The sequence below is a fragment of the Occallatibacter sp. genome (assembly GCF_049510455.1).
Lineage (GTDB): Bacteria > Acidobacteriota > Terriglobia > Terriglobales > Acidobacteriaceae > Telmatobacter.
On the sequence record NZ_JBEKYX010000068.1, the window covers coordinates 1 to 21,346 of the forward strand.

The 21,346-nt window shown below is 59.7% G+C and carries 20 protein-coding genes; 9 read left to right on the forward strand and 11 right to left on the reverse strand.

The window, feature by feature from the left end; genetic code table 11:
* The 4 genes from ABSG47_RS13585 to ABSG47_RS13600 form a co-directional block, all read left to right on the forward strand.
* On the forward strand, window positions 1-2,404 hold a 2,404-nt coding region (locus ABSG47_RS13585; RefSeq protein WP_424170238.1), incomplete at its 5' end, for an ABC transporter permease.
* A complete protein-coding gene (aroE, locus tag ABSG47_RS13590) occupies window positions 2,401-4,005 on the forward strand; it encodes a shikimate dehydrogenase (RefSeq protein ID WP_424170239.1) in 1,605 nt (534 codons plus the stop codon). The genes ABSG47_RS13585 and aroE, both read left to right, overlap by 4 nt.
* A 64-nt stretch (window positions 4,006-4,069) precedes the next feature.
* Complete coding sequence (locus tag ABSG47_RS13595) at window positions 4,070-4,348, forward strand: type II toxin-antitoxin system ParD family antitoxin (protein ID WP_424170240.1); 279 nt, start codon at window positions 4,070-4,072, stop codon at window positions 4,346-4,348.
* Complete coding sequence (locus tag ABSG47_RS13600) at window positions 4,345-4,575, forward strand: type II toxin-antitoxin system RelE/ParE family toxin (RefSeq protein WP_424170241.1); 231 nt, start codon at window positions 4,345-4,347, stop codon at window positions 4,573-4,575. Before ABSG47_RS13595 ends, ABSG47_RS13600 begins: the two co-directional genes overlap by 4 nt.
* A gap of 82 nt (window positions 4,576-4,657) precedes the next feature.
* Here ABSG47_RS13600 and ABSG47_RS13605 read toward each other — a convergent pair whose 3' ends face one another.
* The 8 genes from ABSG47_RS13605 to ABSG47_RS13640 form a co-directional block, all read right to left on the reverse strand.
* Window positions 4,658-5,899, reverse strand: a complete 1,242-nt coding sequence (locus ABSG47_RS13605; protein ID WP_424170242.1) for an SH3 domain-containing protein — start codon at window positions 5,897-5,899, stop codon at window positions 4,658-4,660.
* A 165-nt stretch (window positions 5,900-6,064) separates the two neighbouring features.
* Window positions 6,065-6,946 carry a TerC/Alx family metal homeostasis membrane protein gene (locus ABSG47_RS13610; protein ID WP_424170243.1) on the reverse strand — a complete coding sequence of 294 codons (882 nt, stop codon included), beginning with the start codon at window positions 6,944-6,946 and terminating at the stop codon, window positions 6,065-6,067.
* 33 nt (window positions 6,947-6,979) lie between these two features.
* On the reverse strand, window positions 6,980-10,000 hold the full coding sequence (locus tag ABSG47_RS13615) for a TonB-dependent receptor (RefSeq protein ID WP_424170244.1): 3,021 nt from the start codon (window positions 9,998-10,000) through the stop codon (window positions 6,980-6,982).
* Window positions 10,001-10,167: 167 nt separating this feature from the next.
* On the reverse strand, window positions 10,168-10,677 hold the full coding sequence (locus tag ABSG47_RS13620) for a DUF1572 family protein (RefSeq protein WP_424170245.1): 510 nt from the start codon (window positions 10,675-10,677) through the stop codon (window positions 10,168-10,170).
* Between the two features lie 33 nt (window positions 10,678-10,710).
* Window positions 10,711-11,604 carry a M28 family peptidase gene (locus ABSG47_RS13625; protein WP_424170246.1) on the reverse strand — a complete coding sequence of 298 codons (894 nt, stop codon included), beginning with the start codon at window positions 11,602-11,604 and terminating at the stop codon, window positions 10,711-10,713.
* A gap of 10 nt (window positions 11,605-11,614) precedes the next feature.
* Window positions 11,615-12,412, reverse strand: coding sequence for a twin-arginine translocase subunit TatC (gene tatC, locus ABSG47_RS13630; protein WP_424170247.1), 798 nt, complete (start codon window positions 12,410-12,412; stop codon window positions 11,615-11,617).
* Window positions 12,405-12,971: a twin-arginine translocase TatA/TatE family subunit gene (locus tag ABSG47_RS13635; RefSeq protein WP_424170248.1), complete on the reverse strand. Its 567-nt coding sequence runs from the start codon at window positions 12,969-12,971 to the stop codon at window positions 12,405-12,407. Before ABSG47_RS13635 ends, tatC begins: the two co-directional genes overlap by 8 nt.
* 63 nt (window positions 12,972-13,034) lie before the next feature.
* Complete coding sequence (locus ABSG47_RS13640; RefSeq protein ID WP_424170249.1) at window positions 13,035-13,529, reverse strand: DinB family protein; 495 nt, start codon at window positions 13,527-13,529, stop codon at window positions 13,035-13,037.
* Between the two features lie 218 nt (window positions 13,530-13,747).
* On the opposite strand from ABSG47_RS13640, the gene nadA reads away from it, so the two are divergent.
* From nadA to ABSG47_RS13665, 5 genes are all read left to right on the forward strand, one after another.
* Window positions 13,748-14,905 carry a quinolinate synthase NadA gene (gene nadA, locus ABSG47_RS13645; RefSeq protein WP_424170250.1) on the forward strand — a complete coding sequence of 386 codons (1,158 nt, stop codon included), beginning with the start codon at window positions 13,748-13,750 and terminating at the stop codon, window positions 14,903-14,905.
* Between the two features lie 70 nt (window positions 14,906-14,975).
* Window positions 14,976-16,166 (forward strand): ATP-binding protein, encoded by a 1,191-nt coding sequence (locus tag ABSG47_RS13650; protein WP_424170251.1) that lies wholly within the window; start codon window positions 14,976-14,978, stop codon window positions 16,164-16,166.
* Between the two features lie 70 nt (window positions 16,167-16,236).
* The gene (locus ABSG47_RS13655; protein WP_424170252.1) at window positions 16,237-16,695 is read left to right on the forward strand and encodes a DUF2203 domain-containing protein; all 459 of its coding nucleotides are present in this window, start codon (window positions 16,237-16,239) and stop codon (window positions 16,693-16,695) included.
* A 3-nt stretch (window positions 16,696-16,698) separates the two neighbouring features.
* On the forward strand, window positions 16,699-17,628 hold the full coding sequence (locus tag ABSG47_RS13660) for an ornithine cyclodeaminase family protein (RefSeq protein WP_424170253.1): 930 nt from the start codon (window positions 16,699-16,701) through the stop codon (window positions 17,626-17,628).
* Window positions 17,629-17,705: 77 nt separating this feature from the next.
* Window positions 17,706-18,896 carry a lactonase family protein gene (locus ABSG47_RS13665; RefSeq protein ID WP_424170254.1) on the forward strand — a complete coding sequence of 397 codons (1,191 nt, stop codon included), beginning with the start codon at window positions 17,706-17,708 and terminating at the stop codon, window positions 18,894-18,896.
* On the opposite strand, the gene nadB is transcribed toward ABSG47_RS13665, so the two are convergent.
* From nadB to ABSG47_RS13680, 3 genes are all read right to left on the reverse strand, one after another.
* Window positions 18,893-20,503 (reverse strand): L-aspartate oxidase, encoded by a 1,611-nt coding sequence (nadB, locus tag ABSG47_RS13670; protein ID WP_424170255.1) that lies wholly within the window; start codon window positions 20,501-20,503, stop codon window positions 18,893-18,895. The two genes, ABSG47_RS13665 and nadB, sit on opposite strands and share 4 nt — an antisense overlap.
* A 140-nt stretch (window positions 20,504-20,643) precedes the next feature.
* Complete coding sequence (locus ABSG47_RS13675; protein ID WP_424170256.1) at window positions 20,644-21,030, reverse strand: transcriptional regulator; 387 nt, start codon at window positions 21,028-21,030, stop codon at window positions 20,644-20,646.
* Window positions 21,023-21,346, reverse strand: a 324-nt coding sequence (locus tag ABSG47_RS13680) for a hypothetical protein (RefSeq protein ID WP_424170257.1), incomplete at its 5' end; no start/stop codon positions are given. The genes ABSG47_RS13675 and ABSG47_RS13680, both read right to left, overlap by 8 nt.

A 21,346-nucleotide genomic window follows, 5' to 3' on the forward strand; every position in this document is an offset into this window, starting at 1 on the left:
GTTTGCCGTGCGGCAGTTGCGCCGCCATCCGGGTTTTGCGCTCACCACCATCGTCACCCTGGCGCTCGCCATCGGCGCCAATACAGCCATCTTCTCCATCGTCAACGCGCTCATGCTGAAGAACCTTCCCTATCAGCAGCCGGAACGCATCGGCACCCTCTTTCGCCTCGTAAAAGGCGGCCAGCCGTTCGATGGCCGCCACTCCATCGACGGCCTGAACTGGGAGCGTCTTCGCGACAACGTGCCCTCACTCATCTCCGCCGTTTCCAGCCGCGGAGCCACCGGAGTCAACCTTGAAGCCAGCCGCTCCGTTCAATACATCCAATACGGCCGCATCTCCGCGCATTATCTCGACGTCCTCGGAATCCAGCCAGCCCTCGGCCGCAACTTCACCGCGGCTGAAGACCTCCGGCACGGACCAAAATCCGCCATCCTCAGCTACAACCTCTGGCACACCGCATTCCATGACGACCGCAGCCTCATTGGCCAGTCAGTCCGTCTCAAGGGCGAGCCATACACCATCATCGGAGTCCTCTCGCAAAACGCAACCACCCCGCTCAACGCCAGCCTCTATACCGCACTGCAACCCAGCCGTGACCACGAAGGGGAAGGCACCAACTACGACGCCATCGTCCGCCTCCAGCCCAACGCCACATGGCAGCAGGCCAACGCTGAACTCAACCGCGCATGGAGCGATTGGGGCACAACTCTCGCACCGCAATACGGCCCCGGCGCAAAAGTCTCCTTCTACACCGTGCCCTTGCAAAAAGGCCAATCCGCCAAACTGCGTCCCAAAGCCCTGGGCCTCATGTTTTCCGCTGGATTTATCCTGCTCATCGCCTGCGCCAATCTCGCCGGGCTCACACTCGTCCGCGTCACGCAGCGCACCTCGGAGATGGCCACGCGCCTCGCACTCGGAGCCTCGCGCTGGCAGCTTCAGCGCCAGCTCTGGATAGAAAATCTCCTGCTTGCAGCCATTGGCGGCCTCATCGGAATCGCCGTCGGGTACACGGCGCTGCGCGGCCTTCTGTCGCTCCTGCCTGAAAACTATCTTCCCGTATCCCAGGTCCCGCTCGATCTCCGCGTTCTCACCTTCACGCTCGTTCTATCCTTGCTCACCAGCATCCTCTTCGGCATGATCCCCACACTAGCCGTACGCAAAGTAGACCTGCGCTCCTCCATGGCAACCCGCGGAGCAACCAGTGAAGGCCTGCGTCTGCGCCAGGCCCTTATTGCAGGGGAAGTAGCCCTCACTGTTCTCCTGCTCGCCGGCTCAGGCCTTCTCATCCGCACTCTTGTGCATCTTGAAACCCTGCCGCCCGGCTTCAACGCCAGCGGCGTCATGACCGCCAAAGCCTCACTCGACGACGCCCGCTACCACGATCCCGTAGCCTTCCATAAGCTGCTCACCGAAAGCACAGCCGCGATGCGTCGCATTCCCGGCGTTCAAAGCGCAGCCGTCGGCCTCACGCTTCCCTATGAGCAATTTCTCAACGATCAGGTCAAACTCCACGACGGCCCCTACGCCAATCAACAGGTCGGCTCGGACTTCAACTACGTCACGCCCGATTATTTCCAGGCTTTGCAAACGCCAATCCTCGCAGGGCGTAGCTTCACTGACTCCGATGGCCCCAACTCCCAGTCCGTAGCCATCGTCAATCAAGCCTTCGCGCAAAAGTTCTTCCACGGCGAAAGCGCAATCGGCAAAACTCTCGACGACGGCACCCTCATCGTCGGGATGGTCAGCAATGTGCAACTAGTCTCCGGCCTTGACTCCGCCGCACCCATCCAGAGTGAAGAAACCATCTACGTTCCCGCAGCTCAGTGGGTCGATCGAATCAGCCTCGCGCTCCTTCACACCTGGTACCAACCAAGCTGGATCGTCCGCACTGCTGCTCCCGTTTCCGGCCTCACAGAACAAATGCAGCACGCGCTGGCCGATGTCGATCCCGGCCTTCCCTTCTCCGGCTTCTACAGCATGAATGACCTGCTTGCAAAATCTCTCGCAGACCAGCGCATTGAGGTGGCTCTGCTAAGCGCAATGGCTGGCCTTGCTCTCTTGCTCAGCGCCGTAGGCATCTTCGCGCTGGTAGCCAACATGGTGGCGCAGCGCACGCGCGAAATCGGCATCCGGATTGCGCTCGGCTCCTCTATCCGCCGGGCAATCCTCCACGTGGGCAGATCTGGAGTGCTCGCCTCGGCATCCGGCCTGGTCCTGGGCCTGCTGCTCTGCGCGGGAGTGCTACGCGTGATGCGCAGCGTCCTCTATGGCGTTGGAGTCTATGACGGCGTGACGCTCGCAACTGTCGTGCTCGCCCTGGCAGGCATTACAGTCGTCGCCACGCTCATCCCGGCGCTTCACATCGCCCGCATCAATCCCGTCGACACCCTGCGAGACGAGTGAGCCTTGCATCCCATGCGCAAGCCCTCTACGATACGACAGTTAGTCGTATGAAAATCGCATCCAAGCTCACGCCGCCGGGCCAGCAGCTTCGCCACGGAAAAATCTGCGTCGCCATTCAGGCCGCCACGCCTGCTGAAATGTTCGAGCGCGCCACGCTGGCTCTGAAAGACGCAAAGTTTTTCGAGTTACGGTTGGATTCACTGCCCAATCCAGCCTCCGCGCTGCCTCGCCTGAAGGCATTTCTCGCGGCGAACCCAGGCGTCACCGCCATCGGCACCTGCCGCCGCAAGCCCAACGGCGGGCACTTTATGCAGTCCTTGTCTGACGAGCTTGCAATCCTGTTAAAAGCCGCCCGCGCCGGCTGCAAAATCATCGACCTCGAAGTCGAATCCGCCGAAGAATCCTCTCCCGCGCAATTCGAAAAATTCCGCACCGCGCTCGGCTCGACAGGCGCATCGCTGCTCATCAGCTTCCACGATTTCTCCAAAACGCGCCATCTGGACCGCGCCGCGGACCGCATCGCCGCCTTCGCGCCCGATTACATCAAAGTCGTCTCCACCGCCCAGACGCTCTCCGACAATCTCGCCATCCTTCGCCTCATTGAAGACCGCTCCACATCGTCGCGCGTCGTTGGCATTGCCATGGGCGAAGAAGGCCTGGTAAGCCGCGTCCTCGGGCCGCGCGAAGGCGCTGCCTTCACATTCGCTTCACTCGAAGATGGCACTGAAACCGCACCGGGCCAGGTCTCCGCACGCACGCTGCGCCGTCTCTACCGCGCCGACAAGCTCAACTCCGAAACTCGCGTCTTCGGCGTCGCGGGCAATCCCATCACGCACTCGCTCTCGCCGCTCATGCACAACACCGCCTTCCAGCGTGAAAAGGTGAACGCCGTTCTGCTGCCGCTCAAAGCCAAGACCGCCGCCGATCTGGTAGCACTCATGATTGAGCTGCCAATGAGCGGTGCGGCCGTAACGATGCCGCTCAAGCTTGAGGTCCTTCCGCACCTCGACCACATCGACCCCATCGCCCGCCGCATTGGCGCCGTCAACACACTGCGCATTTCTGCGGACGTCAAGCTCTCCGGCTACAACACCGATGTCCACGGCGTCGTAAACCCGCTCGCCCAGCGCATCCAGCTCAAAGGCGCGCGCATCGCAGTCCTCGGCGCAGGTGGAGCAGCCCGCGCCGCCGTCTTCGGGCTCGTCGATGCAGGCGCAGAGGTCTTCATCCTCAACCGCACGCATGAGAATGCCGTAGCTCTGGCCCGCTCCGCAAAGGCCAAGGCTCTCAGGCACGATCAGTTGGCTAAGAATCACTTCGACGCCATCCTCAACTCCACGCCCTGCGGCATGAAAGGCTCCCCGCAGGCGCTCCCACTGGCAGAGAACGAACTGAACACCAACCTGGTCTTTGAGATGGTTTACAACCCGCTCGAAACGCCTCTGCTCAAACTGGCCAGATCGCGCGGCATTTCCACCATCAACGGTCTCGAAATGTTCGTGCAGCAAGGCGTGCGCCAATTCGAAATCTGGACCGGCAAAACCCCACCCGAAACCGAGATGCGCCGCGTAGTCGAACGCGAGCTGAAGCGCCGCGGCTGACCCCTATACAGTCACCCGAATTGGTGGAAGAATGGAGTAGGATTCAATCCTACTGGAGGCTGGCATGCGCTCTACCAAACAAATGAGCATCACCCTGTCCAACGAACAAGCCCGCTCGGTTCGCAAAAAAGTTGAGTCCGGCCACTATGCTTCAGAGAGTGAGGTCATCCGTGACGGCCTCCGCGCACTCGAGAGAGAAGACGAAGCACTGGAACATTGGCTGCGCACAGAAGTCGTGGCAAGTTACGAAGAGATGAAAGCCCATCCATCGCGAGGAATGACAGTCGATCAAGTGCTCGCCAAACTTGCTGAACATCGCAAGACACGTCTGAGGGCCAGTTGACCTACGAAGTCATCGTTAGCCCAAGAGCCCGGGCACAGCTCATCGCTCTTTACGATTACATTGCTGATTCTTCTACGGAAGAGATAGCCGACAACTATACATCCGCGATCCTTGCTCACTGCCGCGGCCTCAGCACATTTCCAAGCGCGGAGCCCAACGCGATGACATCCGCTCCGGCATACGTATCTTCGGCTTCCGCAGACGCGTCTCAATTGCATTTCAAATAGGAGAGACCTCAGTAACAATACTCGGAGTCTTCTATGGCGGACAAAATTTTGAAGCGTTATTGAAAGAAGGGGAAGACTGAATCTAGCGCTTCTTCTTCCCCGCCTTCCCCTGTTTCGCCCCAGCCTTCGCGCCCTTCTCTTCTTCCTTGCGCGAAGAAGGAATCGGATCCATATCCGGCCCCACGCGCTTCACTGTCGTATCAATCAACTGGTAATTCAGCGTGCGCGGCGCGACGGGGCTCACCACACCGGTATCCGGATCTACCTTCACGCTCTCCGGCAAGCCCAGCAGGAAGCTGAACTGCGGAGCCACGCCGCCCGGCACACCCGGCCCCTTGGGCACAGAAACCTGAATCACCTTCACAGGCAAAAAGCCCGCAATCGGATGCAGACGGAAGGCCGTTTCATAGCGATGCCGCTTGGTGCTCCACGTAAACACACGTACCTGGTCGAAATCAAACGGCAGCCCGGCCTTTGGCGGAGCAAGCACCGTGACGAACTCCGGCTTCTGCGTCGTCACCGGCTGACCGCTTGCGTCCACATTCTCGTCCGCCACCTTGGTCAGCACATACGCGCCAATAATGCGCTGGCCCTCGGCATACTGCGCAATCTCGTCCGGCACATCCACATCCATACGGCTCGATAACAGCCATCCGGCGCGGCCCTCGCCATCGCGCACCAGCCACCAGTCCTCCAGAATCGGCGGAGCCACTGGCACCACAGCCGATGCAGACGGCGCTACCGTCTTCCCACCCTGCGCCGCCGCCGGAGCATTCGCCGCCGGCTTGGCTGCTGCCGAACTTTGCCCCGAAGCCGTCCCCGAAGTCACAGCCGGCGCACTCCCCGCAGGCTTGCGAACCGGCGCACCCGCCGCAGCTTTCACCACCGATGCCCTCACCAGCAGCTCCACCTTGTCATTCGCAGGCAACAGATAGTAGCGCTCCGTATCGCGCCCCGGCGCAAGATGCAGAAACACGTCATCCCGCAACACCGCTCTCGCGACTACGTTGTCATCTTTATGCTGCCGGCCAATCTGCGCAAAAGACTCGTAGGTCTGCTGGTCAATCACGGCATGCTGCTCTAGCCAGCCAATCTCATTCTTCTCCGTCTTGACCTTCAGGAAGCGCCGCCCATGCTCCAGCACCTCCAGCTTCTGCCCGTTTTTTACCTCGCCCACGCGATTTGACACCGCCGCCACGCGGTCATGCAGGTACTGCTGCTGCGCCACCACATAAACCGTCTCATGGTTGTCCGTGTGCAGGCGGTTGCATCCCGCCAGCAGCAAGCCCGGCAAAATCGCAGCAGCAGAAAACGAAAGTTTCATTCGGGAGATCAGAGATTCAAGTGACATGGGGAATGTCATGAGCACAGCGTTCCCGTTGAGAATATCAGGGAACAGCTCAGAACAATCAACGATATAGCGCTCCGGCGCGCGCGGAGAACCTATGTAGCACCTGCGTCAATTTCGGGAATTCTGCAAACGCATCCCTCAGTTTTCTTTCCTGATCCCTGATCCCTGTTCCCTGTTCCCTGCAATCAACGACACCGCCGCACACACGATCAAAATCCCCGCAATCACGCCCAGCGAGACTGTAATCGGAATCTCAACCCAGTGCGCCGCCAGCATCTTAAAAGCCACAAACGCCAGCAGCACGCCCAGCCCATAGTGAAGGTAGCGCAGCCTGTCCAGCAGTCCGGACAATACAAAGTACAACGACCGCAGCCCGAGAATCGCCGCAATGTTTGACGTGTACACGATAAAAGGATTTCGCGAAATCGCCAGCACCGCGGGAATCGAGTCCACCGCAAACAGCAGATCGGTAAATTCCACCGCCAGAATCACCGGCAACAGGGACCCTTTCGCAGGCTGCAGCTTGCGAATCCACTCCGGAATCACCTCCTTGGCCGAGCCCCCGCGCAGCAGCTTCCACGCCGCATACAACAACAGCAGGCCAAAGCCCCACGTGATCCACTCAAAATGCTGCAGCAGCGTCACGCCCACGACAATAAACCCGGCGCGCAGCACAATCGCTCCTCCCACGCCCCATGCCAGCGCACGATGCTGCCGCCCTTTATCGATGCCGAACCCGCGAAACAGCACCAGGAAAACAAAAAGATTATCGATACTCAGCGAAGTCTCAATCGAGTACCCTGCAAGCCACTGCAGCCCCAGCGCGTGTCCATCCTCCCGCGCGATCCAGGCCGCGAAGCATCCCGAAGCAACAAAAAGCGCCAGGGTCCACGCCAGCGCAATCCTCTGATTAGCCTTGTCGCTGCGGTATGCGCCGGTCAGCAGCGAGTCTACAACTACCAGCACAATTACCGCTGCGTGAAAGCCCACCCACCACGTCCATGAAGCTCCGCCGATCATACGCACGATGCTACAGGACAGTAGGCGCAACGGTCAGAATTCCAGCTTCAGCGCGAACTGCATCTCCCGCGGCGTGCCCGATCCAACCGGCGTAATCGGCGATACGTTCAGGTTCACAGTCGTAATAATGCTGCCAAAGCCCATCGTATTCGCCGGATTGAAAGTAGCCTGCGGCTCGCCAAGCTGCGGATGATTGAAGATGTTGTAGAACTCCGAGCGGAACTCCAGCCGCGCGCGTTCTCCCAGCGGAAACGACTTGCCGGTGCCAAGATCGATCTGCCACGTGCCCGGCCCGCGAATCAGGTTGCGCGGCGCAGTGCCGAATTCCCCAGCCGGAGTCGCGAACGCAGCCGGATTGATCCACCCCGCCACGTTCCTGCCTCCCGGCGGCGTAAGAGAAACACCCGGAATCAAATCGGGACGTTGCGTGCCATTAGCTCCATCCGGCGCAGTATAGCTCGAAGGCATCACCACATTTACCGGAAAACCAGTGCGAGCCAGCGCCGTCGTTGTCAGCTCCCAGTTACCCACAATGCTGTTTACAATCCCGCTCTGGTTCAGCATTGGCTTGCCCGCACCAAAAGGAAGCTGATACACCGCGTTGCCGTTGAACACATTGCGTGAATCCCAGTTGCCGCTCGTGCGATCGCAAGCCAGACATAGCGGATTCTGCGGGTCCTGGTTGTCGCCGTCGCCGCTTCCATTCGATCCGTTATCGATCTCGTGCGACCACATGTAATTGCCCGTCACCAGCAGGCCGCTTGAAAACGCGCGCCGCAGCGCCCCCGACAAGCCGCTGTAAGAGCTCATGCCGATTGAGCCGCGCCAGCCGATCGCCGGAGCAAAGGCCGGATACTGCACCAATCCCGTCGCCGGATCGATCAGGTTCACCACGTTCGTATCCAGCAGATGCACGCCATGACTTCCCAGGTAGGAAAGCGTGCCGACGAATTTCGCTGGCAGCTCCTGCTGCGCCGACAAGCTCCACTGCTCGGTATACGAGTCCTTGCGATTCCGCTGTTCGGCATTCGGTGAGATGGTTCCCGCACCAAATGTGACCGGATAGGAAAGCAGATGGCTCGCGCTGCTTGTCTCCGAATAGGAGGGAACCTCGTTTTTGGCCGGCAAATTCTGATCGTCCAGTTGTCCGTCCTCGTGGTACATGCCGAATCCGCCGCGGATCACGGTCCCGCCGTCCTTCCGAGGCGCCCACACAAAGGCCACGCGCGGATCGACATCGCCGTAATTCTGGTTGCCGAAGCTTGCGCCCACGCCGCAGAATCCCTGCGGGCCGCAGGTATCGAAATCGAAGGGATTGGCCTTTCCATGCGCCTCGTCGAAGAGATCGAAGATGGTGTAGCGCAGGCCCAGGTTGAGCGTGAGATTCGGCTTCCACTTGAACTCATCCTGCGCATAGAAGAAGTAATCGTTCTTGCGCAATCCGTTCACCGGCAGGGAGCCTGTCAGGCTGGCCTTTTTCACGTTGTTCGCCGCCAGGTCCTCAACGGTATTAAACGTAATCGTCCCGTGCTCACCGTATTCCTGGTTCACCTGAATGTAGCGGAACTCCATTCCGGCCTTGAGAGTATGCCGGTCATGCGTCCAGGTCAGGTTGTCGATTGCGGAATACGAGTTGCCCACATAGACGCTGGTGTAGTCGTAATTCTGCGTGATCACTCCCGGAGAAGAAGGCGTTGAAACCGCAATCTGATAGGCAATCCCGGAGTTGCTGTAGTTGTACTGGTTGTCGGAGGAGCGATTGAATCCCGCCTTGGCCTCATTTACAAAGTGCGGATTGAAAATATGCAGCAGCTCCAGCATGCCGTTCACCGGCGCGGAAACCTTCTGCGTCAAATCCGTCGCAGAGGCTGAAAGCGGCTGCGTATCCACTGACCGGTCGTAATTAAAGCGCATAAAGCCCGTCGTCTTCGATGTAAAGTGCTGGTCCAGCCGCAGCATGAACGAGCTCTCATTCACCACCTGCGTGCATGCGCATGTCAGCAGGTCGATGTCCGGGTCGCCGGTCGGTGTCAGAATTGTGCTTGGACCGGTGCCCGGATATCCGTGCATGATGTTGTACACCGGCGAAGCCAATGGAACCGACGCGATGAGCGCCTGGCTCGGCACGTCGCCACTCACCGGGTAGCCCCAGTTCTGCCGGTAAGCTTCGGCCGCGAGGAAGAAAAACGTCTTGTCGCGTAGGATCGGGCCGCCCACGGATCCGCCAAACTGATTCAGGCGAAGCGGCTGCTGTGTCTCACCGTTCGAGGCCCACAGAGGCAGCGGCGCGTCAAAAGCGTCATTGCGCAGGTACTCGAAGAACCGTCCATGCAGCGCGTTGGTGCCGCTCGGCGAAGTCACATCCAGTTGCGCGCCTCCCGTAGCGCCCACCTCGGCGGTCGACATCAGCGAATCCACCCGGAACTCCGAGATCGCATCCAGCGGAATTGCGAGCCTCACCCATTGGCGCTGCGTCTGATTCACAATGTTGGTGGCGTCCACTCCGTCGTAGGTAAAGTTGCTGTCGTCCAGACCCCGCCCGGCAAAGCGAATCGTCCGCTGATTGCTGCCGCCCGTGTCAATGGCGCCGGGAATGAACGCCGTCAGCGCCGCCCAGTTGCGGCCATTCAGCGGCAGTTCGTTGGCCTGCGTTTTCTCAATCAGGCCTGTCACCGCGCCGGTACTGCGGTCCATCAAAGCCGAGCTGGAGGGAACTTCCACGCGCTGATCGCCGCCCGACACCGGCAGCGTCGCGTTCAGCGTGCGCGTCCTTCCAATCACTTCTTCAACATCCACAAAGGTGATGCTCTTGAATCCCGCATGTGCAAACGCAATCGTGTAAACGCCCACCGGCAGCTCAGGAATGCTATAGCTCCCATCGGAACGCGATTCCGTTTCGCGGCGCAGACCGGTCGCATTCTGAATCGCCGTAATGCGCGTCTGCGGCAGCACCCGGCCGGCGGGATCGCTCACAACGCCATTCAATCCGCTGCGGTCCACCTGGGCAAAGCTGACGGAAGATGCCAGCAAAAGAAGAAATGTAATAGAAGCCATGCGATGCTGAAAAATAGCGGAAAACATGGCGATTACTCTATCGTCTGAGCCGCATTCGGGTGTCAGAGCAATGTTAAGAATTGGCGGATCGTCCCGGCAACCGGTATACCAGCTATGGCGACCACAACAATCCGGAGAGACCCGGCGCCTTCAGGCACGGCTTTGCTCTATGGATGCGCCGCGCTCAAGTCCGAGCGCCCCGCTGCATTCAGCTCGCGATAGAGCTTCAAATCCGCTCCGGTCAGCATCTTCACAATGTAGAGAATCTGCCCATAATGCAGACCGAAGTGCTCAACTACCTGGTAAACAGCATCGAGCCCCGTCACGTGATACCCCTGAATCTCCATCGGAGCAACAAGCTCGTCCGCGGTAAGCCTCTTCAGCACATTCGAAGCCTCATCCAGCGTCGCGCCAAGCCTCTCCAGAAGCTCCGCCGCGGAAATCCCCTCGCGCTCGCTAAACTCCAGCGGACGGTCACGCTCATCCTTGTGACCGTTGAATGAACTCACCAGCCACTGCCGCACATTGCCATTCAGATGCAGCACAAGATTCCCGATGCTATTCGACGCCTCGTTCGGACGCCACCACAGTTGCTTATCGGTAAGCGGCTCCACAGCGCCGCGCAGCCGCGGCCAGTACTGCTCCAGCAGTTTTTTGTGCGAGTATCTCAGGAACAATGTCGCAACATCCTGCGCCATCCCACGCCCCCGTCAACGCTGGTTAATCAACCGAATCAGCTCAAGAAACACATCGCCATCAATCGTCAGGCTCTTCGTGCTGATCTTGTCCATCGTGTCCTGCGCCGTGTGATGGTAGGCGTTATTCGGCCCATAATCCAGATCGATCACATCCACGCTCGGCACCCCGCGATGCACAAACGGCAGGTGATCGTCCTCGACCGGTTCTTCGGTCTGGAAGAAATACTTGTCGTAGCCGAACTTGTGCGCCGACTGCTTCACCAGGTCACTCAGCCACGGCGTTGAATTCGTCTCGTGCTGAATGTCCAGATCCTTGTCGCCAATCATGTCTGCCAGCACAAACGCCTTGATCTTCGGCAGCGTGCCGTCGCGGCCCCACTTCGCCGCCAGGTGCCTGCTTCCGTATGTTGAGTCCGATTGCGACCAGCTCTGGAACGCCTCTTCGCCGTCAAAAAATACCAGCCAGATGGAATAGCCGTCATTCGGCTTGCCGCGCAGCGTGTCGGCAATCGCCATCAGCAGCCCCGTCGTCGAGCCGCCATCGTTCGCGCCTACAAAATTGATATTGCGCAGCGGATAATTCGTCTCATAGTGCGTTCCCAGCACAATGATCCCCGGCTTCTTGCCCGGAAACTTCACAATGAAATTCCGCAGCGCCACCGGCCCAATCGGCGTGTCCGCGGTAAACGTGTCCTCTTCCACCTGATCGTGCTGAAAATGCTCGCGCAGATACGCTTCAGCCTTTGTGTGGCCCGCGCTCGTAGGCCAGCGCGGCCCAATCGCCACAAACTCCCGCGTGTATTGCATCGCGCGCTCGCCGTTAAAGTGGCCCTGCGCCGCCAGTGAAAGCGCGCTCGCGCATCCCGCAAACACAACAACAGCAAACCGCCGCAGAAACGCCTTCATGAGACCTGCCTTATGCGGCCTGCGCCGCTTCCTTCTTGCGCCGCCGTTCCGGATGCACCCACCACGCCACGCCAATACCCAGCAGATACAGCAACAGCATCGGCACCGCATACGCGCACATCGTCCACGGATCGGGCGTCGGCGTAATAATTGCCGCCACGATGAAAATAACCAGAATCGCGTAACGAATGTTCTTCCACAGGAACCGCGGGCTCACAATCCCGAACAGTGCCAGAAAGAAAATCAGGATGGGCAGCTCAAAGCTGATCCCAAGTCCAAGAATGATCGACATAAAGAAGCCAGTGTAATCCTCAATCGTGATCATCGGATTGAACGGCTTGCCGAACCCAAAGATCAAAATCTTCAGCGCACTCGGAAACACGAAAAAATATCCAAACGAAGCGCCCGTAAAAAACAGCCCGATCGTGGCCGCCATAAACGGAATCACAAACCGCCGCTCTTTTTGATACAGCCCCGGCGAAATAAACAGCCACACCTGGTAAAGAATGAACGGCGCCGCCAGAATCGCTCCACCAATCAGCGCCACCTGCATCGACAGGTTCATGCCATCCATCGGATGTGTCATGTTCAGCTTCAAATTCAGCTTGTTGATCGGCGCCTGCACCAGCCCGTACAGCCGGTCGTGAAAATAAAACGCAACAAAGAATCCAACCGCAAGATACAACGCGGCATGAACAATTCTCTTGCGCAGCTCCTCCAGGTGCTCCATCAGGCTCATGCCCGGGAGTTCCGCGCGTTCGGTCATCGAGGCCCGAACCTTGCCGATTGCATCTCCCGCGTCAACCATGCTGGCTCACAGTCTCCGAAGATGTAGTTGCTGCCGGGGATGTCGTTAAGGATTGCGCAGCATCTTCAGCGCCGATGTTCGCCTCAATCACAGGCTCCGTCACGTCTGCCCTTGAAGCCGGTCTCTCCGCCGCAACTGTCTCGCCGGTCGAAGGCGGGTGAACCGCCAAGCCGGATTGAGTCTCCGCAGCCGGCTCTGAAACAGGCCCCGAAACATGCGCGGACATGCGCGGCGGCATCACCTCTGGCATCTTTTCCACCGTCGGGTCTTCTAACGGCGCGGCCAAAGCCGGAACCGATACCGGCTGTGCCGTCAGCGTCAGCTGCCGCTCAGCCTCTTCCTTCTTCTTCCGGTCGGCGTCTTCGGCCATCCGCATCTCTTCTTCCATCTGGAACTTGAAGTCGTTGGAAGCCTTGCGGAACTCATACATCAGCTTGCCGATCTGCCGCCCAATCTGCGGAAGCTTGCGCGGCCCAAAGACCACCAGCGCCAGAACCATCAGAATGAGGGAGTCCGCCATGCCAACGCTGGCTTGTTCAATTGGTAGGGGCGTTCCCATGAACCTCCATGATAATCGCCCGGCTTAACCCTTGTCCCTTTTCCCTTGTCCCTGCAGGTTGCCCTACCAGTTAAATCCACCCTTCGGCGGCGGCCACGCACCCAGCAGCTGCCTCAGCAGCACAATGCGCCCAAAGTGATACCCGTTGTGCGCTGCCAGACTTTCCAGTTGCTCCCGCACCGTCATCACTCGCACCGGCTCTCCGGGCCGTGACGTGCACCGCACCGGCACATTCAGCCGCACTTCATCCTTAGCCGCCTCTGCAGCACGCGTTGCGCTTGCCAGGAACCGCTCGCACAACTGCCCCCAATATTCCTTCTCCGCATCCTGCACCGTCGGAAACGCATCCCGCGGACTCGCCGGATATAGCCTCTCCACGCCTGAAATCCACTCCAGCGTAATCTGCTGCCAGAAGGCGATATGCCACAGCTCCTCATAAATCGAGTGCGGCGCACCGACCGGCACCTTGTGCGCCAACTCCTCCGTCAACCCTTCCAGAATGTGGGAAGGCGGCGTATACGCGCTGTCACCCACAAGCGCCTGTTCCAGTTCGCTCACAACTTCCTCCTAATCTTTCCTAAAATAATGCTCTGCCATCGTTTTCTATTTCCGCAACAAATTGAATCACCCGCATGTTTGTTAAAATCGAATCATGTAAAGGGCTGCAACATCCCCGTGGGCGGAAAAGTAGCGCGCTCACTGCGGCCGGTAAGGCTTTCAACATCCCCGTTCGCCGGACCAGCACTTCGGGCCGGCAGAGCTGAAGGCGGAACACAGTGACTCTGGTTCTTGACGATCTTGCTCAGGCTGCAGACGCCTGCAGTCTCGAAAGTTATTTAGCACTCCCCGACCACTCCATGGACGACCGCATAGCCGCGGCGCGCCGGAAGCTCGGTTCCTCCACCATCATCCTCGGCCATCACTATCAGCGCGATGAAGTCATCCGCTTTGCCGACTTCACCGGCGACAGCTACAAGCTCTCGAAGATCGCCGCCGAAACCGACGCAAAGTACCTAATCTTCTGCGGCGTCCACTTCATGGCTGAAAGCGCCGACATCCTGGCTCGCGATAGGGGCCAAGACTCGCAGCAGGTCATCCTGCCCGACCTCAACGCCGGCTGCTCCATGGCCGACATGGCCGAAATCTCGCAGGTGGAAGCCTGCTGGGAGGCGCTGGAACGCGCAAACCTTGTCGCCGATATTATCCCCATCACCTACATGAACTCCTCAGCCGCCATCAAAGCCTTCTGCGGAGAAAACGGCGGCCTGGTCTGCACCTCCTCCAACGCCCGCCAGGCCTTCGAATGGGCTTTCAAGCGCGGCAAGCAAATCCTGTTCCTGCCCGACCAGCACCTTGGCCGCAACACCGGCTTCGCCATGGGCATTCCACTCAGCGAAATGAAAGTCTGGGACCCTTGGGCTATCCAGATCCCGGTAAATCAGGGCGGCCTCTCATCGCAGGACCTCGCAAACGCAAAAATTCTCCTCTGGAAAGGCCACTGCTCCGTCCATCAGCGCTTCCTGCCCAGCCACGTCGATGCAGTCCGCGCCAAATACCCCGGCATCCAGGTCATCGTCCACCCGGAGTGCCGCTGGGAGGTCTGCCAGAAGGCTGACGCCCTCGGCTCCACGGAACGCCTCATCCAGCTCGTAGAAGACGCCCCCGCCGGAACCATGTTTGCCATCGGAACGGAGATTCATCTCATCAATCGCCTGGCCAAGCGTTTCGCCCCACAGGGCAAAAAAATCATCACCCTCGACGACACCGGCTGCCTCTGCACCACCATGTACCGCATCAGCCCGCAGCACCTGGCCTGGGCGCTCGAAAACCTCGTCGAAGGCCGCGTCGTCAACCGCATCCAGGTCCGCAAAAGCGTCAAGCACTGGGCCCGCGTCGCCCTGGACCGCATGCTGGAGATCAATCCGTCCAAATAAAATAGCCGTCGAAGTATAGGGAGTTTAGAAAAGTTACAAAATTTCCATAACTTTGCTAAACTCCCTATACATGGATCCGATTCGCAATCCGTACGCTCCCGGAGCCGGTAGCCGCCCGCCGGAATTGGCGGGAAGAGATAACATTCGCCAGGATGTCTCGGTGAGGCTTAGTCGGCTGCGAGCCGGAAAACCCGCCAAAAGCGTTCTGCTTGTGGGTCTTCGGGGCGTCGGCAAGACCGTGCTTCTCGACCAGATGCGCCGTGACGCAGAAGCAAACGGAATACATACCGTCCGCATTGAAGCTCCGGAAGACCGCTCGTTGCCTGCTATGCTCGCGCCTGCACTTCGCCTTGCCTTGCTGAATCTCAGCAAAACTGAGTCGGCACGGGATTTTGCCGTCCGCGGGCTTCGAGCCCTGGCTGGCTTCGCCGGTAAGCTCAAACTCAAATACCACGACATTGAAGTAGGCCTGGACTACGACCCCGAGCCGGGACTCGCGGATAACGGCGACCTGGAAGTTGACCTCACTACGCTCCTCCAGCAGGTTGGCCAGGCGGCACAGGCGGCCAGCACCGCAGTGATCCTCTTCATCGATGAATTGCAATATGTTGCCGAGCCGCAAATGGCGGCACTGATCTCGGCACTTCACCGCTGTTCCCAGGATCAGCTTCCAGTCACAATCGTCGGAGCCGGTCTTCCGCAGCTTCGCGGACGCATGGGCAAAGCAAAATCCTATGCAGAACGACTCTTCGATTTTCCTGAAATTGGTCCATTGGCGCCGCCCGATGCCACGGAAGCCCTCGTCAAACCGGCACAAGAGGAAGGAGCAGCATTTCAAGAGGATGCGGTCAACCTGATCATCGAAAAAACTCAGGGATATCCTTACTTTCTCCAAGAGTGGGGCAAGCGAGCCTGGGACACGGCCGTCAAAAGTCCCATTACCCGGCAGAATGTTCTCGATGCGTCGAATGAAGCCATAGCAGCGCTCGACGAAAGCTTTTTCCGGGTGCGCTTTGACCGCCTCACCCCAACCGAAAAACAGTATCTGAGAGTAATGGCAGATCTCGGTGCCGGATCGCATAGGTCCGGAGATATTGCCGAAAAGCTGCGAAGAAGCGTTCAGTCTCTTGGCCCACTCAGGGCCAGCCTGATCGCCAAAGGAATGATCTGGAGCCCCACCCACGGAGACACCGCTTTCACAGTGCCTCTCTTCGATGAGTTTATGAAGCGAATTATGCCGGGAGATGAATGGAAAGATTAAGCATCCTCCACGCAACAGCTTTCCCCGAAAATTGCTGCGTCCGTCGTATCCTAGTCATAGAGATTTGCAGATGAAGACCTTTACCTTCGATGAAGCCCAATCCCTGCTCCCCGTCCTCGACTCGCTCCTCAAGCGCGCCATTGAGGGTAAGCAGTCCGCCGAGCTGGCTGAGAACCGCCTGCAGGAGCTGATCCGCCGCATCTACATCTCCGGCGGCATGAAGGTAGACGTTGCCGCCGTCGCCCGCGACCGCTTCGAGATGGAAGAGCACCTCAAGCAGGTCAAGGAGACCGTTGCGGAAATCGATGCCATCGGCGTTCAGGTCAAGGACCTCGACACCGGCCTCCTCGACTTCCCTTTTCGCCTGGATGACGAGGTGGTTCTGCTCTGCTGGCGCATGGGTGAGCCGGCCATCGAGCACTGGCACACCGTCGAATCCGGCTTCCAGGGCCGCCAGCCCGTTGATGACCGCTTCCGCCGCCGGTCTGGATCGGGCTTTAGCTCCGGCCCATCCACGCGCCCCAACTAGCCCATGTACATTCCGGAAAGCGAAGTCCGCTCGCTTCTCACCTACGACGCGCTGATCCCCGCCATGCGCGAAGCCTTGATCGATTACTCCACCGGCAAAGACGAAAAAAGCAAAGTCGATCAGCCTCCGCGCTCTATCCTCCGCCCCAGTGACAGAGACTGGTTCGCCGTCATGCCCGTCATCCACGGTGACGTCATGGGCGTAAAATCCGTCACCTTCTTCCCCGGCAACGCCGGGCCGGAATCAGGTTCGGGCCTCCACACCCACATGGCCGTCATCACGCTCTTCAGCCGCGCCACCGGCGAGCCGCTTGCCGTTATGGATGGCCGCCTGATCACCGCCATGCGCACCGCCGCTGTCTCCGCGGTCGCCCTCGATGCCCTCGCCTCAACCGAAGTGCGCAGCCTCGGCATCCTCGGCGCGGGCGTGCAGGCGCGCTCGCACCTCGAAACGCTGCGCACCGTCCGTCCCTCGCTGACCGACATCCGCATCTGGTCCCGCACCCCGGCCAAAGCCGAACAGCTCGCAACCGAAGCCGGAGCAAGAGCCACAACCATCGAGGAAGCCGCGGCCTCAGACGTTGTCCTCACCGTAACCGCCTCACCCACGCCGGTCCTCGAAGGCCGCTGGCTCTCGCCCAGTGCCGTCATCCTCGCCGTCGGAGCTGTAGGCGCGCATCTGCGCGAGCTCGACGATGAAGCTGCCCGCTCAAGCTGGATCGTCGCCGAATCGCGCCAGAGCGTCGAGCGCGAATCAGGCGACATTCTTCTCTCCGGCGCTCGCGTCCAGGCTGAAATCGGTGAGATTCTCGCAAACCCCGCATATCCCGTCCCGCGCGGCAGCCGCATCCTCTTCAAATCCGTCGGCATGGCCATTGAGGACCTTGTCGCAGCCCGTCTCGTCTGGCAGGCCCGCTCAGCCAGCCAAATGTGAACGAACCAGGCATCTTTCTCGTCAAACAGAGTAGGAAATCTTACGCCAGTCTTGGCGCTATACATCGGGGAGCAATCATGAGGACAGCCACATGGGTTCGCGGGATTATTGTAACCGCGGTAGCGTTTGCAATAGCCGCAATCTCCGGCTGCGCCGGATTCTTTGACCCGCTGCCCAACTCTGGCGGGGGGGGTGGTACCGGTCCCGCAAGCGGTGTCTTTTACGTCCTTAACCAGACAACCAACCAGCTCGCCGGTTTTTCCTTCGCAGCCGGAGCCTCATCTCCCACAGCCGTATCGGGCAGCCCATACACGGTTACGGGTCCACTGGCTATGGCCATCTCCCCCAGCGGGGATTTCTTATACGTCAGTACTATCTCCGGCATCACTTACTACACCGTCAATTCTGTCGGCTCGCTGACCGCCAGCGGCGTAGCCCTCAGCACCGACGCTGCCACCGCCATGCAAGTGGATCCCACCGGAACTTGGCTCGTCGAGTCCACTGGAGCCGGCATTCTGGCGGCTTATCTTCTGAACTCCACCACTGGCGCCTTCGTCGGTAGCGCAGCAACCGTCCAGCTCCCCTCCAACATCCTCAAGGGAATTGCCATCTCGCCGGGTGGTTCCAGCTCTCCCTATGTGTTCGTCGCCATGGGTACTGGGGGAACGGAGGTTGTACCCTTCAGTGCCGGCAGCACCAGTCCCTTCGGTACACCGGGTAGACTCAGCGTGAAGAACTCGCTCGGAGCCGACAACACCGTAGCTGTAGATCCGCAGAACCGCCTGCTCTATGTGGGAGAAACAGCGGCCGCAAGCGGAGCGCAGTCCGGAGGCCTGCGCGTCCTCACCATTAGCAATACCGGAGTTACAGAGATCACGACCGGCGCCACGGACGCCGCAGGTAACGCCTACCCCTATTCCACGGGCGGATCAGGTCCTTCCTCCATCCTGGCCACCGCCAACAATGTTTATGTTGGCAACAGCGCCGTCAGCGGCAGTTCAGCCGGCAGCATTACCGGATTTTCTCTTGTTTCCTCCGGCACCAGTTACACAATGACTACCGTCAACTCGGTTTCCACGGGCCCGCTGACCTACGACATAGCGGAAGACAGCACAGACACATACATTCTGGCCGTGAACTTCGGCGGCAGCCCGGACCTGAGCACATTCACCTTTAACGCGACAACCGCGGGTCAACTCGATGCCGGACCCACTGCGGCCACGGGCATAGACCCCGTCGGCGCCATAGCTATCGTCGCTGCGCCTTAAGCCACAAACGTGACGCTCTTATCGCGACCGTAGACCGAGTGCTTCTGGAAGCGCTCGTCATCCCGCCGGGGATAATCCGTGCGAAAGTGCGCGCCCCGGCTCTCCGTCCGCGCCAGCGCCGAGCTCAGAATCGCCTCCGCAACCGCGCACAGCGACTGCGCCTCCACAAGCTGGCGCGTGGGCGAAGCCTGCCGCGCAATCTCATCCAGAGCCCCTGCGCAGCGCCCCTGCCGCGCAAGCCCTTCGCGCAGACCGGATTCTTCGCGCAACAGCCCCGCGCCCATATCCATGTTTTGCCGCATCGTCTGCCTCAGCCCCTGAACAATCTCCTCAACGCGGCCCTCCGGCACAGACTCCACCGGAACAGACTCGGCATCCGGAACCTCCGCAAACGGCAGCGCATCGGCAAGCATGGCCTGCGCGGCCCGCGCGCCAAAAACCAGTCCTTCCAGCAGCGAGTTCGAAGCAAGCCGGTTGGCGCCATGCAGACCTGTACATGCCGCCTCACCCGCCGCATACAGCCCGCGCACCTGCGTATGACCGTCGAGATCGGTTCTCACGCCGCCCATCAAATAGTGCGCCGCCGGACGCACCGGAATCCGGTCCCGACACAGGTCCAGCCCATGCCGCGCCAGAAACGCGCTGATGCCCGGAAAGCGCTTGTGCAAATCCATTCCAGTCACATGCCGCATATCGAGATACACCTGCCGCATGTCGCCGCCCATCTCGCTCCCGGTGTCGCTCATTCCCTCGCGCCATACGGCTCTCGCCACCACGTCCCGCGGCGCAAGCTCCAGCCGCGCATCGTAGCGCTCCATAAAACGCTCCCCGCGACCATTTACCAGCCATGCGCCCTCGCCGCGCAGCGCCTCAGAGAGCAGAAACGCCGGCACACCCGGCAGCGCCAGCGCCGTGGGATGAAATTGGTAAAACTCCATATCCGATAGCTCGGCTCCAGCCTGCAAGGCAAGCGCCAGTCCGTCGCCCGTCGCCACAGCCGGATTGGTCGTATGCGAATACATCTGTCCCGCGCCGCCCGCAGCCACCAGCACCGCCCGTGCCGAGACACGCGAGAGCGCGCCATCGCGATCCAGCAGATCCGCAGCCACTACGCGCCCATCGGCAACCACAAGGCTCTTCACCGTAGTCCACTCGGCAAAGCGAATGTTTTCGTGATTTCGCGCCGATTCCGTCAGCGCGCGGCCAATCTCAGCCCCCGTCGCATCGCCATTCGCATGAAGAATGCGCGGCCTCGAATGCGCCGCCTCCCGCGTGCGCAGCAATTCGCTGCCATCGTGGTCAAACTGCGCGCCCCATTCCATCAGCTCTGCCACGCGCAGCGGCCCCTCGCGCACCAGCGTCTCGGCGGCAGCGCGGTTCACCAGCCCGTCACCCGCGGCAATCGTGTCTTCCAGGTGCAGCGCAACATCCGCATCGCCTTCCATCGCCACAGCAATGCCGCCCTGCGCATAGTGCGTATTCGACTCGCGTACCGCTTCCTTCGTGACAACAAGAACCGAACCATGCGCAGCCAGCTCGACTGCAGCACGCAGCCCGGCCACGCCCGCGCCGATAACCAGAAACTCAAATTGTGTAAAAGGGCTCACCTATCAGGCTAGCAGGTAGCGGCGCAGTGTGAATCCATCGTTCCAACTGGCCCAAGCTGCAGCTCTTGGTGTTATGAAACCAAAGAGCTGGGATTACCAACGACAACTTAGGCAATTTTCCGCCGTTTGCTCGTCTCTTCTCATCGTATAAATGTTGCGAGCAAGCCTTCCACAGGCACGCCGCGCTTGGGACTACCTGCGGTTGAAGTTAATCTACCCCCCGCAGCAGTTCGCAGAGCATTCATGGTTTCCCAGTAGGCCTCCAGTGTGCGCCGGCCGCGATCCGTAAGTTTCGCAGTCGTCAAGGTCCGCTTGTGTTCTATCTTCTTTTCAATCTCGATAACATTGGCATCCTCAAGACGAGTGAGCTGCACTGACAGATTGCCTCGTGAGAGTTTCGTGGCGCGCTCCAGGAAGAGGAAGTCCGCCTCTTCGCACGAGGAGAGAACTGTGAGGATCGCAAGCCGTGCTGGTTCGTGGACAACGCGATCAATCTCCGGCATCTGAAAGTTGTCGTCTTTATTCATGGCTCCCCTCCGTGAAATCGCTACTGAGAAGGTGGTTCAGTAGCCAATGGTCATAGAGGTCGAGTAGTAGAAGGAAGCCGAACAGCAAAGCCATCCAGGTCCACAAATCGATCCGAGCGAAACGATATTCGAGATAGATCCCGATCATGGCAATCATTGCGGTAGCTGCGAGGATGCGGCGCAGAAGAATTGACCAGTTGCTGGTTACGGCATAAAGACTTCTCGGGAAGACCTGGTATGCCGCGAGCAGCGCGGCGAACAATCCGGGCTGGGCGTGGTGGCCAAGAAACAAATCGGGCACGAACGTCAATGCCCA

Coding starts and splice junctions, on each gene's coding strand:
- ABSG47_RS13665 (WP_424170254.1), top strand. CDS start 17,706: ATGAGGACAGCCACATGGGTTCGCGGGATTATTGTAACCGCGGTAGCG.
- ABSG47_RS13675 (WP_424170256.1), bottom strand. CDS start 21,030: ATGAATAAAGACGACAACTTTCAGATGCCGGAGATTGATCGCGTTGTC.
- ABSG47_RS13635 (WP_424170248.1), bottom strand. CDS start 12,971: ATGGGAACGCCCCTACCAATTGAACAAGCCAGCGTTGGCATGGCGGAC.
- ABSG47_RS13595 (WP_424170240.1), top strand. CDS start 4,070: ATGCGCTCTACCAAACAAATGAGCATCACCCTGTCCAACGAACAAGCC.
- ABSG47_RS13660 (WP_424170253.1), top strand. CDS start 16,699: ATGTACATTCCGGAAAGCGAAGTCCGCTCGCTTCTCACCTACGACGCG.
- ABSG47_RS13615 (WP_424170244.1), bottom strand. CDS start 10,000: ATGGCTTCTATTACATTTCTTCTTTTGCTGGCATCTTCCGTCAGCTTT.
- ABSG47_RS13605 (WP_424170242.1), bottom strand. CDS start 5,899: ATGAAACTTTCGTTTTCTGCTGCTGCGATTTTGCCGGGCTTGCTGCTG.
- ABSG47_RS13625 (WP_424170246.1), bottom strand. CDS start 11,604: ATGAAGGCGTTTCTGCGGCGGTTTGCTGTTGTTGTGTTTGCGGGATGC.
- ABSG47_RS13650 (WP_424170251.1), top strand. CDS start 14,976: ATGGATCCGATTCGCAATCCGTACGCTCCCGGAGCCGGTAGCCGCCCG.
- ABSG47_RS13610 (WP_424170243.1), bottom strand. CDS start 6,946: ATGATCGGCGGAGCTTCATGGACGTGGTGGGTGGGCTTTCACGCAGCG.
- ABSG47_RS13655 (WP_424170252.1), top strand. CDS start 16,237: ATGAAGACCTTTACCTTCGATGAAGCCCAATCCCTGCTCCCCGTCCTC.
- tatC (WP_424170247.1), bottom strand. CDS start 12,412: ATGGTTGACGCGGGAGATGCAATCGGCAAGGTTCGGGCCTCGATGACC.